This is a genomic window from Rhodococcus jostii NBRC 16295, from assembly GCF_001894825.1.
GTDB classification, from domain to species: domain Bacteria; phylum Actinomycetota; class Actinomycetes; order Mycobacteriales; family Mycobacteriaceae; genus Rhodococcus_F; species Rhodococcus_F jostii.
Map to the genome: position 1 here is coordinate 32,750 of NZ_BCWY01000059.1, position 16,759 is coordinate 49,508.

The following is a 16,759-nucleotide window of genomic DNA, read 5'->3' on the forward strand; positions in this document are numbered from 1 at the left end:
GTGCATCACAGAAGCGGTGCGGAGAGGCAATCCACCACACCGGGCCACCCCCGCCCCGCCGGCCGCGAACGGTCCGGCCGCGGCACCGCACCGATCATCACATCGAAGAGGAGAAATACTGTGGCACAGGCTGTTCGGTTCTACGAGCACGGCGCTCCGGAAGTCATGAAGTGGGAGAACGTCGAGGTCGGGGAGCCCGGTACCCACGGGGTCCGGATTCGGCACGAGGCCGTCGGACTGAACTTCGCCGACACCTACTTCCGCACCGGCCTGTACCCGGCCGAACTGCCCGCGGGCATGGGAGTGGAGGCGGCCGGTGTCGTCGAAGAGGTCGGCTCCGGCGTGACCCACGTGCAGGTCGGCGACCGCGTCACCTATACGGGCAGCCCCCTCGGCGCCTACAGCACCGAACGCGTGATGCCGGCCGCACCGCTGATCCCGCTGCCACAGGCGATCCGCTTCGACACCGCAGCCGCGATGACGATGCGCGGTCTGACCACGGCCTACCTGCTGCGCCGGATCCACCCGCTGAAGGCGGGCGACACCGTGCTGCTACACGCGGCGGCCGGCGGCGTCGGCCTGATCTTCACGCAGTGGGCAAAACTGCTGGGCATCAAGGTGATCGGCACCGTTTCCACCGACGAGAAGGCCGCGATCGCCCGCGCCCACGGGTGTGAGCACGTGATCGTCTACACCAGGGAGAACGTCGCCGAGCGGGTTCGGGAAATCACCGACGGTGCCGGCGTCCCGGTCGTATACGACAGCATCGGCGAGTCCACCTTCCAGACGTCGCTCGACTGCCTCGCCCGGCGCGGACTGCTGGTGTGCTTCGGAACGGCCTCCGGACCGATTCCCCCGATCAACGCGATGCAGTTGGCCGTCAAGGGTTCGCTGTTCGTCACCCGCCCCGCGCTCGCCGATTACATCGCCGACCCGGCGGAGCGCGCCGAACTCGCCGGTGAACTCTTCGGACACGTCGAGGCCGGCCGGATCCGAATCGAGATCAACCAGAGTTACGGGCTCGAGGACGCCGTCCAGGCGCACCGGGACCTCGAATCCGGCCGCAGCATCGGCTCCTCCGTGTTCCGACTCTGACAGCGCGCCACCACATTCACCCCGACGGAGACACCACCATGACCGACACCACGCAACTGACCTACTCGCCTGAACCGCACACGATCCTCTCCCCTTCCGGGTCCTTCCGGTTCGCACCGCTCACCTGCTCGATCGGCGCCGAACTGTTCGACGTGAACCTCGGTGACGCCGCCCGCGACGACGCCCTGTTCGCCGAACTACGGGAACTGCTGCTCGAGTACAAGGTTTTGTTCCTCCGCGACCAGGACATGTCCCGCGCCGAGCACGTGGCGCTGGCCGAGCGGTTCGGCCCGCTCGAGGACCACCCGGCCGTGGGGAGCGACCCCGACCACCCGGGGCTGGTGCAAATCTACAAGGACCTCGACAGCCCGGCCGACCACTACGAGAACGCCTTTCACTGCGACGCCACCTGGCGGGAGAACCCGCCCATGGGCTGCGTTCTCCGCTGCGTGGAGACGCCCCCGATCGGCGGAGACACGATCTGGGTGAACATGGCCCTGGCGTACGAGAAGCTACCCGAGCAGGTCAAGAAGCAGATCGACGGACTCCGCGCCCGGCACAGCATCGAGGCCTCGTTCGGCGCCGCGCAGCCGCCGGAACGGCGCCAGGCACTGCACCAGCGGTTCCCCGACGCCGAGCACCCCGTGGTGCGCACGCACCCCGAGACCGGCGAAAAGATCTTGTTCGTCAATGCTTTCGCGACCCACTTCGTCAATTACCACACCCCGGAGAACATCCGCTACGGCATCGACTACGCGCCCGGCAGCAGCAACCTGCTCAACTACCTGATCAGCCAGGCGTCGATTCCCGAGTACCAGGTGCGGTGGCGTTGGACGAAGAACAGCGTCGCGATCTGGGACAACCGGTCCACCCAGCACTACGCGGTTCAGGACTACTGGCCCGCCGTCCGCAAGATGGAACGCGCCGGCATCGTCGGCGACCGACCTTTCTGAAACCTTCTCTCCCCCTGTTGATCCGAAACCTCTCGAACGGAGAACACCCATGCACTTCCACGACGACGCCCTCTTCCCCGAGACCCAGGAGAAGCTGGTCATCACGTGCGCCCCGTACGGTCCCGAGTGGGAGCCGGACGACTTCCGCGAAGACCTGCCCCTGACGATGGACGAGCACGTCCAGAAGGCGGTGGACTGCTACGAGGCCGGCGCCACCGTCCTGCACATCCACGTCCGCGAACTCGACGGCAAGGGATCCAAGCGGCTCTCGAAGTTCAACGAGTTGCTCGCCGGACTGCGCCAGGCGGTGCCGGACATGATCCTGCAGGTCGGCGGATCGATCTCCTTCGCACCCGAAGGCGAAGGGGCGGACGCGAAGTGGCTCTCGGACGACACCCGGCACATGCTGGCCGACCTCGATCCCGCACCCGACCAGGTGACGATCGCGATCAACACCTCGCAGATGAACATCATGGAACTCATGACCGCCGACGACATCGCCGGCACCTCGATGGAGCGGCCCGAGCTCGCCGAGGCGTACCGGGAGATGACGGTCCCGGCAGGCCCGGCGTGGGTCGAGGAGCATCTGCGTCGCCTGCAGGCGGCCGGAATTCAGCCGCACTTCCAGCTCTCGAGCATCCCCCAGCTCGAGACCGTCGAGCGGCTCATCCGGCGCGGAATCTACACCGGTCCGCTCAACCTGACCTGGGTCGGCATCGGCGGCGGCTTCGACGGCCCCAACCCGTACAACATCATGAACTTCATCCAGCGAGTCCCGGACGGCGCCTGCCTGACCCTCGAGACCCTGATGCGCAGCGTGTTGCCGGTCAACACGATGGCGATCGCGATGGGCCTGCACCCTCGTTGCGGTAACGAGGACACCATCTGGGGACGTAAGGGCGAGAAGATGACCTCCGTCCAGCAGATCGAGCAGTTGGTCCGCGTCGCCGGTGAACTGGGCCGCGAGGTGGCCACCGGCAAGGAGGCCCGCGACATCTACCGGATCGGCCAGACCTACGCCGATGCCGACGAGACCCTCGCCAAGCTCGGCTACGCGCCCAACCGCCGCCGCGGCCAGGTGGGCTTCACCCACCACGCCTGAGTTCCGGCGCCGGGGGGATCTCGGTCACGACCGGGGAGAGAGCGGGTAGATCGCTGCTCGCTCTCTCCCCCACCCCTTTATCACTCCTGACGGCCATAGGAGGCCTCATGGGACTGCCTGCCACCACCGCCCTGAACACCACCGCCCCGAATACCACCACCGGGAACAACGCTCCGGCCTCCCGGTCCCGGTTCTACCCGTGGATCGTCTTCGCACTCACCTTCGGTCTGCTGCTGTCGGACTACATGTCCCGGCAGGTCCTCAGCGCCGTCTTCCCGCTCCTCAAAACCGAATGGGCGCTCACCGATTCACAGCTCGCGTCGCTCAGCAGCGTCGTCGCGCTGATGGTCGGACTGCTGACGCTCCCGCTGTCGCTGCTGGCCGACCGGTGGGGCCGCGTGAAGAGCCTGCTCCTGATGGCCGTGCTCTGGAGCCTCGCCACGCTGCTGTGCGCGGTGGCGAACAGCTACGAGCAGATGCTCGGGGCCCGCTTCCTGGTCGGCGTGGGTGAAGCCGCCTACGGCAGCGTCGGCATCGCCGTGGTTCTCAGCGTGTTCGCCCCGCGAGTGCACTCCACACTCAGCGGTGCCTTCATGGGCGGCGGATCGTTCGGGTCCGTGATCGGCGTCGCCCTCGGCGGCGTGATCGCCGTCAACCTCGGCTGGCGCTGGTCGTTCGCCGCGATGGCCGTCTTCGGGCTCATCCTAGTCGCACTCTTCCGGGCTCTGGTCTCCGAAAAGAAACTGGCGCAGCACGCGGCCGACGACGACCCGGCCGACGCACCCGGCCCCATCGGATTCCGGGCGCCGATCTCGAGCCTGTTCACCACCCCCGCCGTCGTATTCGCCTACATCGGTGGCGGACTCCAGATGTTCACCGCCGGTGTCCTGCTCGCGTGGCTGCCGAGCTTCTTCAACCGGTCCTACGGTCTCGCCCTCGACAAGGCCGGTGCGATGGCGTCGATCTTCGTCCTCCTCGTCGGCAGCGGCATGGTGGTGTGCGGCATCATCACCGACCGCGTGAGCCGCAACGATCCTGCACGGAAATGGACCACCGCGGTGATCTTCGGCGTGATCTCCCTCGTCTTCCTCGGCGCCGGGTTCCAGCTGCCGACCGGCACGCCCCAACTGGTCCTGATCGGCATCGGCGCCTTCTTCTCCGCCGGCTCGTCCGGCCCCATCGCCGCGATGGTCGCGAACCTCACCCACTCGTCGGTCCGTGCCTCGGCCTTCGGCACGCTCACCCTGGCCAACAACCTCCTCGGGCTGGCACTGGGACCCTTCGTCGTCGGGATGCTGGCCGACCGCTTCGGGCTGGTCACCGCATTGCAGATCGCACCCCTGATCTACATCGTCGCGATCGTGGCCCTGATCCTCGGCAAGCGCGCCTACCCGGCCGGACGCCGCAAGCTCGCCGCCCTCACCGCCGCACCCGCCTGATCCACATCCGAAGAATTGGAATCGACCGTGACCACCTCCACCTCACCGACCGTCGTGATCGTGCCCGGACTGCGCGACCATGTCGCCGACCACTGGCAGACGTTGCTCGCCGAGCGACTCGACACCGTCCGGACGGTGCCGCCGCTCGAACAGGACAAGCTCAGCCTCGCCGCGCGGGTCGCCGCACTCGACGCCGTCCTCACCGACATCGACGGCCCCGTCGTGCTCGTCGCCCACAGTGCGGGAGTGGCGATCACCGTCCACTGGGCCCAGCAGTCCGCCCGCCCGATCCAAGGTGCCCTGCTCGCCACCCCACCGGACCTCGAGGAACCACTGCCCGCGGGATATCCCACCCCTGGGGAACTCGAGCAGGGTGGCTGGGATCCCGTCCCCCGGGGCCGGCTGCCGTTCCCCAGCGTCGTCGCCGCCAGCACCAACGATCCGATGGCCCGATTCCGTCGGGTCGCCGGGATGGCCGAGTCGTGGGGCAGCAAGCTCGTCGACCTGGGTGCCGTCGGCCACCTCAACCCCGCCGCCGGCTACGGGTACTGGCCGTACGCCGAGGAACTGCTCCGAGACCTCATCGAGAGCACGGTCGTCCCCGGCCTCGCGAACGCGGATGCCCGATGACGCGCAAGGTCTTCGGTTCGGCCGCCGACGCCGTCGCGGACATCACTTCCGGTGCGTCGCTGGCGGTCGGCGGGTTCGGGTTGTGCGGCATCCCGGACGAGCTGATCGCCGCGATCGCCGCCGGTGACGCCACCGACCTGGAGGTGTTCTCCAACAACTGCGGTATCGACGGTCACGGGCTCGGGATCCTGCTCACCCGCAACCGGATTCGACGCGTCACCGCGTCGTATGTGGGGGAGAACAAGGAATTCGCCCGCCAGTACCTGTCGGGTGAACTCGAAGTCGAGCTGACACCGCAGGGAACCCTGGCCGAGAAGCTACGGGCAGGCGGCGCGGGGATCCCCGCGTTCTTCACCCCCGCCGGGGTCGGAACGCCCGTGTCCGACGGCGGGCTGCCGTGGCGGTACGCACCCGACGGATCGGTGGCCCTCGCGTCCCCGGCCAAGGAGATCCGCGAGTTCGCGGGTCGCGACTACGTGCTCGAGGAGTCGATCACCGCCGACTTCGCGCTCGTCCACGCCCGCATCGGTGACAGCGAGGGCAACCTCGTGTTCGCGAAGTCCGCAGGCAACTTCAACCCGCTCGCCGCGATGGCCGGCCGCATCTGCATCGCACAGGTCGAGCAGCTGGTCGAGCCCGGAGTACTCGACCCGGCGCGGGTGCACCTACCGGGGATCTTCGTCGACCGGATCGTCCACACCGGGACTCAGGACAAGCAGATCGAGAAGCGCACCGTCGCCGCGAGGAAGGACTGACATGACGACCACCGTCGAGACGATCGGCTGGACCCGCGAGGACATGGCTGCCCGTGCCGCCGAGGAACTGTCGCCCGGCGAGTACGTCAACCTCGGCATCGGGCTGCCCACGCTGATCCCGAGCTTCCTGCCCGCCGGTGTCGAGGTGACCCTGCACAGCGAGAACGGCATCCTCGGCACCGGCCCCTACCCGGACGAGGACGCGGTCGACGCGGATCTGATCAACGCCGGCAAGGAAACGGTCACCGTCAACGCGGGCGCGTCGTTCTTCGACTCGGCGCTCAGCTTCGGGATGATCCGCGGCGCCCACATCGACACCGCCGTCCTCGGTGGAATGCAGGTCTCCGCGGCCGGCGACCTCGCGAACTGGATGGTTCCGGGAAAGATGGTCAAGGGCATGGGCGGCGCAATGGACCTCGTGCACGGCGCCCGCAAGGTCATCGTGCTCATGGAGCACTGCGACAAGTCCGGTGCCCCGAAGATCGTCGAGCGCTGCACGCTGCCACTCACCGGCCGCCGCGTCGTGCACCGCATCATCACCAACCTGGCCGTCGTCGACGTCACCGACTCCGGTCTGGTGTTGCGCGAGTGCGCGCCCGGTGTGACCGAAGACCTGGTCCGCGCCGCCACCGCAGCGCCGCTGTCGTAGCGCTTCTCCCACTCCCACCACGAGAAAGTGTCCCGTGCTCAACCTCTCCGTCCTTCTCGAAGACTCCGCCCGCCGATTCCCCGATCGTGACGCCCTGATTCTCGGCGACGCACGGATGACCTACGCCGACCTCGACGCCCGGTCCGACCAGGTCGCGAACCTGCTGGTGTCGGCGGGTATCGAACCCGGCGACACGGTCGCGCTCTCCTGCCCCAACATCCCGCAGTTTCCCGTCGTCTACTACGGCATCCTCAAGGCCGGTGCGGTGGTCGTGCCGCTCAACGTGTTGCTCAAGGACCGCGAGATCGCCTATCACCTCGCCGATTCCGACGCCAAGGCGTACTTCTGCTACGACGGCACCCCCGACCTGCCGATGGGCGAGTACGGGCGCTCCGCTTTTGCGCAGAGCCCTCACTGCCGCAGCATGTTCCGGATCACCACCGATCCGGATGCACCCGCCGCGATCGACGGGATCGGAACCCTCGTGGACGCCGTCGCGGATCACGACACCGAGTTCGAGACCGTCGTCCGTGAACCCGGCGACACCGCCGTCATCCTCTACACCAGCGGGACCACCGGAAAACCCAAGGGCGCCGAACTCACCCACGCCAACATGGTGCTCAATGCGCTCACCGCCAACCGCCTCTTCGACAGCACACCCGCCACCCACGACCGGTACCTGGTGACGCTGCCCCTGTTCCACTCGTTCGGCCAGACCGTCACCCTCAATGCCGGAATCTCGGTGGGGGCGACCCTCGTGCTGCTGCCCCGGTTCGAGGCCGTCGCCGCACTCGACCTCATCGAACGGGAGAACATCACCGTCTTCGCCGGCGTACCCACCATGTACTGGGGCCTGCTCGGTGCCCTCGACGGGCACCCCGCCGACATCGATCGCATCGCCGGGAACATGCGGCTCGCGATCTCCGGCGGTGCCGCGCTGCCGGTGGAGATCCTCACCCGATTCGCCGACCGCTTCGGTGTGCAGATCCTCGAGGGGTACGGACTGTCCGAAACGTCGCCGCTCGCGACGTTCAGCGACCCCGGCGGCGATCCCCGGCCCGGTTCGATCGGCGTCCCCGTGTGGGGAATCGAGGCCCGGCTCGTCGACAAGGATTGGAACACCGTCACCGGATCCGGTGACATCGGCGAGATCGCGTTGCGCGGCCACAACGTCATGAAGGGGTACTACAACCGACCGGACGCCACCGCGGAAGTGCTGCGCGACGGCTGGTTCCGGACCGGTGACCTCGCCCGCGTCGACGACGACGGGTTCTACTACATCGTCGACCGGGCCAAGGACCTGATCGTGCGCGGCGGATTCAACGTGTACCCCCGCGAGATCGAGGAGGTCCTCCTCGGCCACGACGCCGTCTCCCTCGCCGCCGTCGTCGGTGTTCCCGACGACAGCCACGGCGAGGAGATCAAGGCGTACATCATCCTCGAACCCGGCGCACAGGTCACCGCGGACGACGTGATCGCCTGGGCCAAGCAGCAGATGGCGAGCTACAAGTACCCGCGCACCGTCGAATTCGTCACCACCCTGCCGATGACCGCCACCGGCAAGATCCTCAAACGCGAACTCGGCCGCGCCCCGGCCGCACTCTGATACCGAAAGCACCACCGTGAGCATCACTCCCCTCCCCACCATCCCCGACGAGCTCACCGCTCCCCTCGACCTCCTCCTCACCAGCGGAAGCCGCAGCGTCGCCGCCCGCATGCTCCCCGACAGCTCGTGGACCCGTCTCGGGGTCGGCCTCGCCGGCCGCCCGGGTACCGTCGCCCGGCGCGGCGGCGCCCTCGTCCGCGAACTCGGCGCCATCGCCGTCGGCACCTCGGATCGAACTCCCGCCAAGTCGGACAAACGGTTCGGCGACGCCGCGTGGCAGCAGAATCCGGCCCTGCGCCGGGCCATGCAGGCGTATCTCGCGACGTCGCACACCGCTGCGGCCCTGCTCGACGACGCCGAACTCGACTGGCGTGACCACGAGCGGATGCGGTTCGTCCTCGACAACCTCGTCGAAGGCCTGTCCCCCACCAACAATCCACTTCTCAGCCCGCTGGGCTGGAAGGCAATGGTGGACACGGGCGGCCTCAGCGCGGCACGCGGTGTCCGCGCGCTCGTCCGCGACATGCTGTCGAAACCGCGCGTGCCCGCCATGGTCGAACCCGACGCGTTCGCCGTCGGGGAGGACGTGGCTGCGACGAAGGGTGCCGTGGTCCTGCAGACCCGCACCTTCGAACTGATCCACTACACGCCGCAGACGGAGAAGGTCCACGCCACACCGCTGTTGATCGTCCCGCCCGTCATCAACAAGTACTACATCCTCGACATCGCACCGGGCCGCAGCCTGATCGAGTACCTCCTGCAGCAGGGTCAGCAGGTCTTCGCGATCTCCTGGCGCAACCCCCACGCCCGGCACCGGGACTGGGACGCCGACACCTACGGCGCGGCGATCGTGGAGGCGCTCGATACGGTGCAGTGCGTCGCCGGGACCGACAGCGCCCACGTCCTGGGCACCTGCTCGGGTGGGATTCTCGCGGCGATGGTCGCGGCACATCTCACCGAGATCGGTGAGGGCGACCGCATCGCCGGCCTCACCCTGGCCGTCACCGTGCTCGACCAGACCCAGGCCGGCACCGCGGCTGCCGTCATGAGCGAGCGCGCCGCCGCGGCCGCGATCCGCGACTCGGCCGCCAGGGGTTATCTCGACGGCCGCACCCTCGCCGAGATGTTCGCCTGGCTACGGCCGAGCGACCTGGTCTGGCGGTACTGGGTGAACAATTACGTGCAGGGCCGCGCTCCCGCCGCCTTCGACGTGCTGTTCTGGAACTCGGACACCACCCGCATGACGGCGGCACTGCACCGCGACCTCGTCCTGCTCGGCCTGCGCAACGCGCTGACGGCTCCAGGGGCGGCAACCATGCTCGGCACACCCGTCGACCTGTCCACCGTGACCGCCGACGCGTACGTCGTCGGCGGCTCCGCCGACCACCTCTGCCCGTGGCAGTCCACCTATCGGAGCGCTCGACTCCTCGGCAGCAAGGACTCCCGCTTCGTGCTGTCGTCGAACGGACACATCGCCTCACTCGTGAACCCGCCGGGCAATCCGCGGGCGTCCTTCCGATTCGGGCAGCCCGTCCCGGAGACTCCCGACGAGTGGCTGGCCGCGGCGGAGACCGCTTCCGACTCGTGGTGGCCCGACTACGCCCGCTGGCTGGCCGAGCGCAGCGGACCCGACGTCGACGCACCCCACGGCCTCGGTGCCCGGCAGTTCCCGCCGCTCGCCCCGGCACCGGGCACCTACGTCCATCACAGCTGACCCGCACGACACGATCAGAGGCACACCATGACCATGAACCTTGCCCACCCCACCGATCTCCTCGGGCTCGTCGGACAGACCATCGGAACCACCGGCACGCTCAAAATTGCTCAGGATCAGGTGAATCTGTTCGCCGACGCGACCGGGGACCACCAGTGGATCCACACCGATCCCGAACGCGCGGCCCGTGGCCCCTTCGGCAGCACCATCGCTCACGGCTATCTCACGCTGTCGCTCGCCCCGAGCATCCTCGCCGAAGTTCTCATCGTCGACGGCGTGCACGCCGCCCTCAATTACGGCCTGAACAAGGTGCGGTTCCCGGCGCCCGTGCCCGTCGGTTCCGCGCTGCGCGTCACGGTGTCCGTGATCGCCGCGCAACGGAAACCGGCCGGCATCGAGGCAGTCTTCGGGTTGACCTACGAGATCGACGGCGGAACGCGTCCGGTGTGCATCGCGGACGTCGTGGTGCTCTACACGTGACTGTGACCGAAATATTCGGCAGGAGCGACCGGTTCGAGGACAGTGTCGTGACGGTCGGAGGGCGGCGGATCCGGGTGCGGATCCGCCGGGGCACCGGTGTGCCCCTGGTTCTGTGCAACGGCATCGGCGCGGGCCTGGAAGTGCTGGACCCGTTCGTCGCCGCGGCAGACCCGGAGGCGACGATCGTCCGCTTCGACGTCCCAGGCACCGGCGGTTCGCCGGCATCACCGGTCCCGTACGGGATTCCTGCCCTCGCGTGCGGTCTGGGCAGGCTCCTCACCGACATCGGGATCGGCGGCGTCGACGTGCTCGGTCTGTCCTGGGGCGGGGCACTGGCCCAGCAGTTCGCCCTGCAGAATCCGCGGCGCTGCCGGCGCCTCGTTCTCGTCGCCACCGGAACCGGTGCCCTGATGGTTCCCGGCCACCCGCGAGTGCTCGCGAAAATGCTGACACCGAGGCGATTCACCGATACCGGCTACGCGGCGGCCATCGCCGGCGAACTGTACGGCGGCACCGCCCGACATGGCGGAGACGACGTGGCGCGAGTCTTTCGAAAGCAGTCTCACGCCGGCTCGCGCATCGGCTACGTCCACCAGCTCCTCGCGGGTGCGCTGTGGACCAGCCTGCCGGTGCTGCCCCTCATCCGGCAACGCACACTGATCGTCGCGGGGACCGACGACCCGATCATTCCCCTCCTCAACGCGCACATCATGAACGCTCTCCTGCCACACGCGACCCTGCACGTCCACCCCGGCGGGCACATCGACATGGTCACCAACGCAACGGAACTCGCCCCGGCTGTCACGTCCTTTCTCACGGCACCGTAGCCGTCGGCCCGTGCAACGGGTCAGCCGTCCGCCCCGATCTCGGCGAGCACGGTCCTCAGGCGGTCGTTGTCGGCCGAACTCCAGCCGTCGGGCGGCAGGATCGCGCTCCACGCATCGGCGATGTCGACGACGTACGAGTGCCCGTGCCCGTCGGGGACGCCCGTCGACACCGCCATGTCGGCCGCCACCTGTAGGAACGTCACGAACGGGAACCACTGCGTGCTGTCGAGAACGTCGTATCCACGCTCCTCCTTCAGCCAGTCCGGTTCACTCAGCAACAACTCCGGCGACCACCAGACGATCGGGTCCGACGGGTGCTGCAGATAGACCATCCGCGGCTGCCCCCACGGGGCATCGGGGCGCGGCAGGTCCTCCGGCGCCCGCGCACCGAAACGCACGGTCTCGCCCTCCTCGTAGATCGGTAGCCATTCGGGCGAGCCCGGATCGCGGTTCGTGGTGACGTCGGTCCAGATCTCGTTGGCGTTGGGTGGTCCCGTGAACAGCACACCGTCGGTCCGGGCCTCGACATCGTCGACGTTGCCGAATGCGCTTTCGCCACCGAAGGAGCCGAGGCTCTCGCCCATCACGACGAGCTTCGGGCGGGACTCGGGTGGCAGTTTCTTCCACTTGTCGTAGACGGCGTCGAACAACGCCTCCCCGGCCTGGTGGGCACGCTCCTTGTCGACGAGGAAGGACAGCCAACTCGGCAGATACGAGTACTGCAACCCGACCATCGCGGTGTCGCCGTTGTACATGTATTCCAGCGAAGAGACGAGACTCTCGTTGATCCACCCGGTGCCGGTCGTGGTCGCTACGCCCACCACCGCGCGGTCGAACCCGCCTGCGCGTTCGAGTTCGTCCGCTGCCAGTTGGGCGTTCTCGCGGATCGAATCGCCGCCGCTGGCGAGTCCGGCGTAGGTCCGGACCGGCTCCAGCGCCGGCCGTCCACCGTTGAACGCGGACAGGTCTTCGACGGCCGGCCCGCGCGAAATGAAAGAGCGGCCCTGCCGTCCCAGCGAATCCCACGTGACCAGCGACTCCGGACCGCCTGAACTCAGAGTCGACGTCGGCGGCTCGTCACCGGCCTTGGTTTCCTGGTTGACGGCGGCGAACGAATTGTTCAGCCCCGACATGACGACGCGGACCACCGCGCCGTTGACGAGTGCGAACAGCAACGCCACCACCAGAACGCCGATCACCGTCGCCGAGATCCGCCGAGGCACCACCCGGCTGATCTTGCGTTCGACCCACCACACCGCTCGCAGCAGCACCCGGGAGACCGCAACGAACAGGACGAAGAACAGTACCCCCACCATCACCATCACCAGATATCCCGTCCACGGGAACGGTGCGGCGCTCATGATCTCCCGCAGCTGAGACTGCCAGTTCCCGAACCACACGAGCATCGCCACGGTCCCGACGAGACCGATCACCATCGCCACCCGGCGAACGATGATCTTCACGTGTGCCGGTGCCTCCCGCCGCACGAGGTAGCGCACCAACTTGGAGCCCAGAAACCCGATGCCGTAACCGACGGCCGCCGATACACCGGTGACGAGTCCCTGGAAGAACGGACCACGGGGCAGAAGCGTCGGCGTCAACGACAGCCACACGAACAGCACGGCGATCACCAGCCCGCCGAACGCGTACCGGTCGGGCAGCCAGCGCCGATGCCCGGGCGGCCGGGCAGGACCGATTTCGCGTTCGGGTGCACTGTCGATCACATCGGTCGCCATGGGTCGTCGCGTCCTCTCCATGACGGACGGACTCAGGGGTTGTGTCGTCCGCTGGCCATCATTCTCCGTCAGGCAGGAGTCGGGAACCACCGAATTCACAGAGAATTCACGATCGTCGGACCTGCCCGGCGAGCACCCGGCGAGCGACGTCCTAGATGCCCTCCTCGTAGCCCGGCTTCCACGTCGCGACGGCCCAGATCACAAAGACGTCCAACCCGATCATGACGATCGCCCACCACGGGTAGTGCGGCAGCCACAGGAAATTGGCAAGGAGGGAGAGAGCGCAGATCACCACGGCGCCGACGCGCGCCCACGTCGCACCGGTGAACAACATGGCACCGACGGCCGCGACGATCACACCGAGCACGAGGTGAATCCACCCCCACGCGGTCGTGTCGAACTGGTAGATGTACTCGGGACCCGCCACGACGAGGTCGTCCCGCCGGAGCTCGGAGATACCCGAGAGCACATGGAGAATTCCGATAGTGAGCAAAACTATCGCTGCCACCATCGACGTGGCGGCCGCGACCCCTTGTTTGACCAACGACTCATCGGACATGGCGATCCCTTTCCCGGACATACCTTTTTCCCGGACATACCCTTTCCCGGACATACATTGGCCTGCAGATAGTTTCCGCTGCCTCGTAGAGCGGGTCAATATATGAACGTCATGTGTACGTCCGGGCATCCTCCTGACAGGAGGTGATCCGCGGGAGGATACTTACTTACGCCAGTTCATTTCGTACCTTGACGAAAGAGGAACGGTCATGTCCGAGGAATCGCTGGTCAAACAAGGTGTGGCAAAGGGAACTTCCATGGGCGGGGCGGTTCTCCTCGTCACCGTCGGCGTGCTCGAGTTCCTTCAGGGGATCTCCGCGATAGCCAAGGACGACGTGATCGTCGTCGGCATCGAGTACACCTACAAATTCGACGTCACCACCTGGGGATGGATCCATCTCGTGCTCGGTGTGATCGTCGCCGCCGTCGGCGCCGCGCTGTTCACTGGGGCGACGTGGGCCCGAGTCGCTGCCATGGTGCTCTGCGCCCTGTCGATCTTCGTCAACTTCCTGTGGTTGCCGTACTACCCGCTGTGGGCGATCACGATCATCGCGCTGAACGCCGTCGTCATCTGGGCGGTCGCAACCTGGAACCCCGACGAGATCTGAACGACGATGACCGATGGCACGAACACCGCCCCACTCGGCAAGGACGAACGCGCAGAACTTCTCCGGTTGCGCGACGAAGTCGCGACGCTGCGCACGCAGGCGGCGGGCGCCGCCGCCGGCATTCCTGCCGAACCGGTGTCCCACCCACCCCGGAACGGGTTGCGCTGGACCGCGGTGACGATTCTGCTGGTGCTGGTCGCGGTGCTCGCGATGGCGTCGGTCACCGCCCGCTTCACCAGGAGCCAGATCCTCGACACCGATCGCTACGTGAGCACGGTGGCACCCCTCGCCGAGAATCCCGCCATCCAGGCGGAGATCACGAACCAGATCACCGACGAGATCTTCACCCGGGTCGATGTCGAGGGGCTCACCAAAGACGCCCTCACCGCACTGACGGACGTCTCGAACCTCGCAGCGAACGCTCCCCGCCTGGACCAGGCAGTGGTCGGCCTCGCACCGGTGATCACCAGCCAGGCAAAGAACTTCGTCCACGACACCGTCAGCTCACTCGTGAAGTCCCAGCAGTTCGAGGACTTGTGGATCCAGGCGAACCGGTCTGCCCACAACGCGCTCGTCGCGGTGATGACGGGGAACTACGGCCTCAGCTCCGTCGAAGTCGATCAGAGCGGCACCGTCAGCATCTCCCTGGGCACCGTCATCGACAAGGTGAAGGCCGCACTGAACGAGCGCGGTTTCGCGTTCGCGGACAAGATCCCGTCGGTGGACAAACAATTCGTGTTGTTCCAGTCACCCGAACTGGTGAAGGCGCAGCGGGCCGTCGCCGCGCTCGACAAGGCGTCGGCGATCCTGCCGTGGCTGGGAATCGCCTGCGCCGCCGCCGCTGTCGCCGTCGCACCCTCGGGCCGGAGGCTCCGCGCACTGGCCCTCGCCGGGTTGTCGATCGCACTGGGGATGCTCGTCCTCGCGATCGGAATTCTCGTCGGACGCGCGATCTACCTCGACAGCGTCCCGTCCGACGTACTGTCGCCCGATGCGGCGACAGCGGTCATCGACACCGTCCTCGTGCCGCTGCGCACCAGTCTGCGCGCGGTGGCGGTCCTCGGCCTGGTGATCGCGATCGGCGCCTACCTCACCGGCGGCTCGTCGTCCGCGAAGGCCGTGCGTCGCGGCTACGGGCAGGCACTGGACTTCGTCCGGCGGTCCGGGAGCGGCCGCCCGCCGAACGAGGTGGAACGGTGGGCCAACCAGCTCCGAGTTCCGCTGCGGTGCGGCATCATCGGTGTCGCGGCGGTGCTCCTGATGTTCTGGCGTTACCCCACCGGACTGGTCGTGTTGTGGATCGTTCTCGTTGCCGTGCTGGCGCTCGCGGCGCTCGAAGTGCTCATCCGCCCGGCACGCAAATCCGCTGTGCCGGCTGACACCACGCCAACGGACACTACGCCAGTGTCTTCGCCTTGATCGCCTGGAACTCGGCGTCGGTGATCGCCCCGGAATCGAGCAACGCCTTGGCATCTGCGATCTGCTGAGCCGGAGACCGTCCGGCGACGTCCCGAATGTAGGTGTCCTGCGCCTGCTTGACCTGATGGGCGGCGGCCATCGACCGCTTGGCCATGCCGTCGCTCCTGACGATCAGGTAGATCAGGGCCGACAAGAAGGGGACGAAGAACAGGAAGAATATCCAGATCGCCTTCATCCATCCCGAAGTCTCGCGGTCCCGGAACAAATCGGTGATGATCGAGAACAGCACCGTCAGGTACGCCACGAAGGCGAAACAGACGAAGATGAACCAGAAGAATTCCCAGAAGCCTTCCATTGTCGGCGCTCCGTCCACTCGGTGTTGCGGTCAGGAGGCCAGGATTCTGGCCTTCTCGCTGCTGAATTCTTCCTCGGTGAGCACTCCCTGATCGCGGAGTTCACCGAGTTGTTTCAGGGCTGCAATGCGATCCATGCCGCCGGACGGCGCCGCGGGCTGGGCCGGTGGCGGAGGTGGAGGAGGAGGAGGTGCCGCTTCCTGCTGTGGCGCAGGCTGGTTCGCCGCCCACCGCTGACCTTGCCGCCGCGACACCCGGTTGGAGACGGCGGTCGCGGTGCCTGCCACGACGGCAGTCCGGGCCATACCGCGCAGGAGTCCTGGCATGATGTGCTCCTCAGATCTCGAATGGGCGATGTGTCAGCCGGTGGCGGCGTCGAGCGCGTCGAGCGCCGCGAGAATGCCCTGGACGGGGATGCGCCCGGACGCCACGAGCTGGGCGCCCTCACGGCGAAGCGCCGAGGCGAAGGGTGCGGCCCAGCAGTTCTCGTACACGAGGATCGCTCCGGAACAACCCGGTTCGAGGACGGAGGCCGCCTCCTCGAGGTCGGTTCTGTCGATCAGACCCGTCGCCGCCTCGGCGAACAGCGTCACGTCCACACGGCCTTCGAAGCCGACGTCCTCGACGGCGATACCGGCCAGCGATCCGTCGGATTCCTTGCGAACGAAGACCAGATCGAGCACCCGGATGATGCCTCGTTCGACCAGGTCGATCAGGTGCGGCAACGCCGATCCGTCGGGTTTCCGGTCGGCCGGGAACTCCACGACGAGATAGTCGATGGGCCCGAGTTCGTCGAAATCGGTGTCGTTCACTGCAGGACCTCTCTTCTGAAGAC

The 16,759-nt window shown here is 67.3% G+C and carries 18 protein-coding genes; 13 read left to right on the forward strand and 5 right to left on the reverse strand.

Going from position 1 to position 16,759, the window contains the following annotated elements; translation table 11 throughout:
* The first annotated feature begins 120 nt into the window (after positions 1-120).
* From RJ1_RS30225 to RJ1_RS30275, 11 genes are all read left to right on the forward strand, one after another.
* Positions 121-1,095: a quinone oxidoreductase family protein gene (locus RJ1_RS30225; RefSeq protein WP_073366190.1), complete on the forward strand. Its 975-nt coding sequence runs from the start codon at positions 121-123 to the stop codon at positions 1,093-1,095.
* A gap of 38 nt (positions 1,096-1,133) precedes the next feature.
* The gene (locus RJ1_RS30230; RefSeq protein ID WP_073366191.1) at positions 1,134-2,048 is read left to right on the forward strand and encodes a TauD/TfdA dioxygenase family protein; all 915 of its coding nucleotides are present in this window, start codon (positions 1,134-1,136) and stop codon (positions 2,046-2,048) included.
* A 49-nt stretch (positions 2,049-2,097) separates the two neighbouring features.
* On the forward strand, positions 2,098-3,150 hold the full coding sequence (locus RJ1_RS30235) for a beta-keto acid cleavage family enzyme (RefSeq protein WP_073366192.1): 1,053 nt from the start codon (positions 2,098-2,100) through the stop codon (positions 3,148-3,150).
* Between the two features lie 107 nt (positions 3,151-3,257).
* Positions 3,258-4,589, forward strand: a complete 1,332-nt coding sequence (locus RJ1_RS30240) for an MFS transporter (protein ID WP_073366193.1) — start codon at positions 3,258-3,260, stop codon at positions 4,587-4,589.
* Positions 4,590-4,616: 27 nt separating this feature from the next.
* Positions 4,617-5,219: an RBBP9/YdeN family alpha/beta hydrolase gene (locus RJ1_RS30245; protein ID WP_143048910.1), complete on the forward strand. Its 603-nt coding sequence runs from the start codon at positions 4,617-4,619 to the stop codon at positions 5,217-5,219.
* Complete coding sequence (locus RJ1_RS30250) at positions 5,216-5,974, forward strand: CoA transferase subunit A (protein ID WP_073366195.1); 759 nt, start codon at positions 5,216-5,218, stop codon at positions 5,972-5,974. Before RJ1_RS30245 ends, RJ1_RS30250 begins: the two co-directional genes overlap by 4 nt.
* A gap of 1 nt (position 5,975) precedes the next feature.
* Complete coding sequence (locus RJ1_RS30255; protein WP_073366196.1) at positions 5,976-6,623, forward strand: CoA transferase subunit B; 648 nt, start codon at positions 5,976-5,978, stop codon at positions 6,621-6,623.
* A gap of 34 nt (positions 6,624-6,657) precedes the next feature.
* Positions 6,658-8,229: a long-chain-fatty-acid--CoA ligase gene (locus tag RJ1_RS30260; RefSeq protein WP_073366197.1), complete on the forward strand. Its 1,572-nt coding sequence runs from the start codon at positions 6,658-6,660 to the stop codon at positions 8,227-8,229.
* A gap of 16 nt (positions 8,230-8,245) precedes the next feature.
* Entirely contained in the window at positions 8,246-9,943 is a 1,698-nt protein-coding gene (locus RJ1_RS30265) for a PHA/PHB synthase family protein (protein ID WP_073366198.1), read from the forward strand.
* A 27-nt stretch (positions 9,944-9,970) separates the two neighbouring features.
* Entirely contained in the window at positions 9,971-10,423 is a 453-nt protein-coding gene (locus tag RJ1_RS30270; RefSeq protein ID WP_073366199.1) for a MaoC family dehydratase, read from the forward strand.
* Entirely contained in the window at positions 10,420-11,250 is an 831-nt protein-coding gene (locus RJ1_RS30275; RefSeq protein ID WP_073366200.1) for an alpha/beta fold hydrolase, read from the forward strand. Before RJ1_RS30270 ends, RJ1_RS30275 begins: the two co-directional genes overlap by 4 nt.
* A gap of 20 nt (positions 11,251-11,270) precedes the next feature.
* Here RJ1_RS30275 and RJ1_RS30280 read toward each other — a convergent pair whose 3' ends face one another.
* Positions 11,271-12,986 carry an alpha/beta hydrolase gene (locus tag RJ1_RS30280; RefSeq protein ID WP_073366201.1) on the reverse strand — a complete coding sequence of 572 codons (1,716 nt, stop codon included), beginning with the start codon at positions 12,984-12,986 and terminating at the stop codon, positions 11,271-11,273.
* 151 nt (positions 12,987-13,137) lie between these two features.
* Positions 13,138-13,545, reverse strand: coding sequence for a DUF7144 family membrane protein (locus RJ1_RS30285; RefSeq protein ID WP_073366225.1), 408 nt, complete (start codon positions 13,543-13,545; stop codon positions 13,138-13,140).
* Between the two features lie 208 nt (positions 13,546-13,753).
* Between RJ1_RS30285 and RJ1_RS30290 the strand changes: the two genes are divergently transcribed.
* Positions 13,754-14,152 carry a DUF7144 family membrane protein gene (locus tag RJ1_RS30290; RefSeq protein ID WP_073366202.1) on the forward strand — a complete coding sequence of 133 codons (399 nt, stop codon included), beginning with the start codon at positions 13,754-13,756 and terminating at the stop codon, positions 14,150-14,152.
* 6 nt (positions 14,153-14,158) lie between these two features.
* Complete coding sequence (locus tag RJ1_RS30295; protein ID WP_073366203.1) at positions 14,159-15,571, forward strand: hypothetical protein; 1,413 nt, start codon at positions 14,159-14,161, stop codon at positions 15,569-15,571.
* Here the strand turns inward: RJ1_RS30295 and RJ1_RS30300 are convergent.
* Genes RJ1_RS30300 through RJ1_RS30310 form a run of 3 tightly spaced genes read right to left on the reverse strand, consistent with a single transcriptional unit; the run spans position 15,549 to position 16,736 of the window.
* Entirely contained in the window at positions 15,549-15,926 is a 378-nt protein-coding gene (locus tag RJ1_RS30300; protein ID WP_073366204.1) for an SHOCT domain-containing protein, read from the reverse strand. The two genes, RJ1_RS30295 and RJ1_RS30300, sit on opposite strands and share 23 nt — an antisense overlap.
* Positions 15,927-15,956: 30 nt before the next feature.
* Positions 15,957-16,250, reverse strand: a complete 294-nt coding sequence (locus RJ1_RS30305; protein ID WP_073366205.1) for an SHOCT domain-containing protein — start codon at positions 16,248-16,250, stop codon at positions 15,957-15,959.
* A 33-nt stretch (positions 16,251-16,283) separates the two neighbouring features.
* A complete protein-coding gene (locus RJ1_RS30310; RefSeq protein ID WP_073366206.1) occupies positions 16,284-16,736 on the reverse strand; it encodes a DUF6325 family protein in 453 nt (150 codons plus the stop codon).
* Between the last annotated feature and the right edge of the window lie 23 nt (positions 16,737-16,759).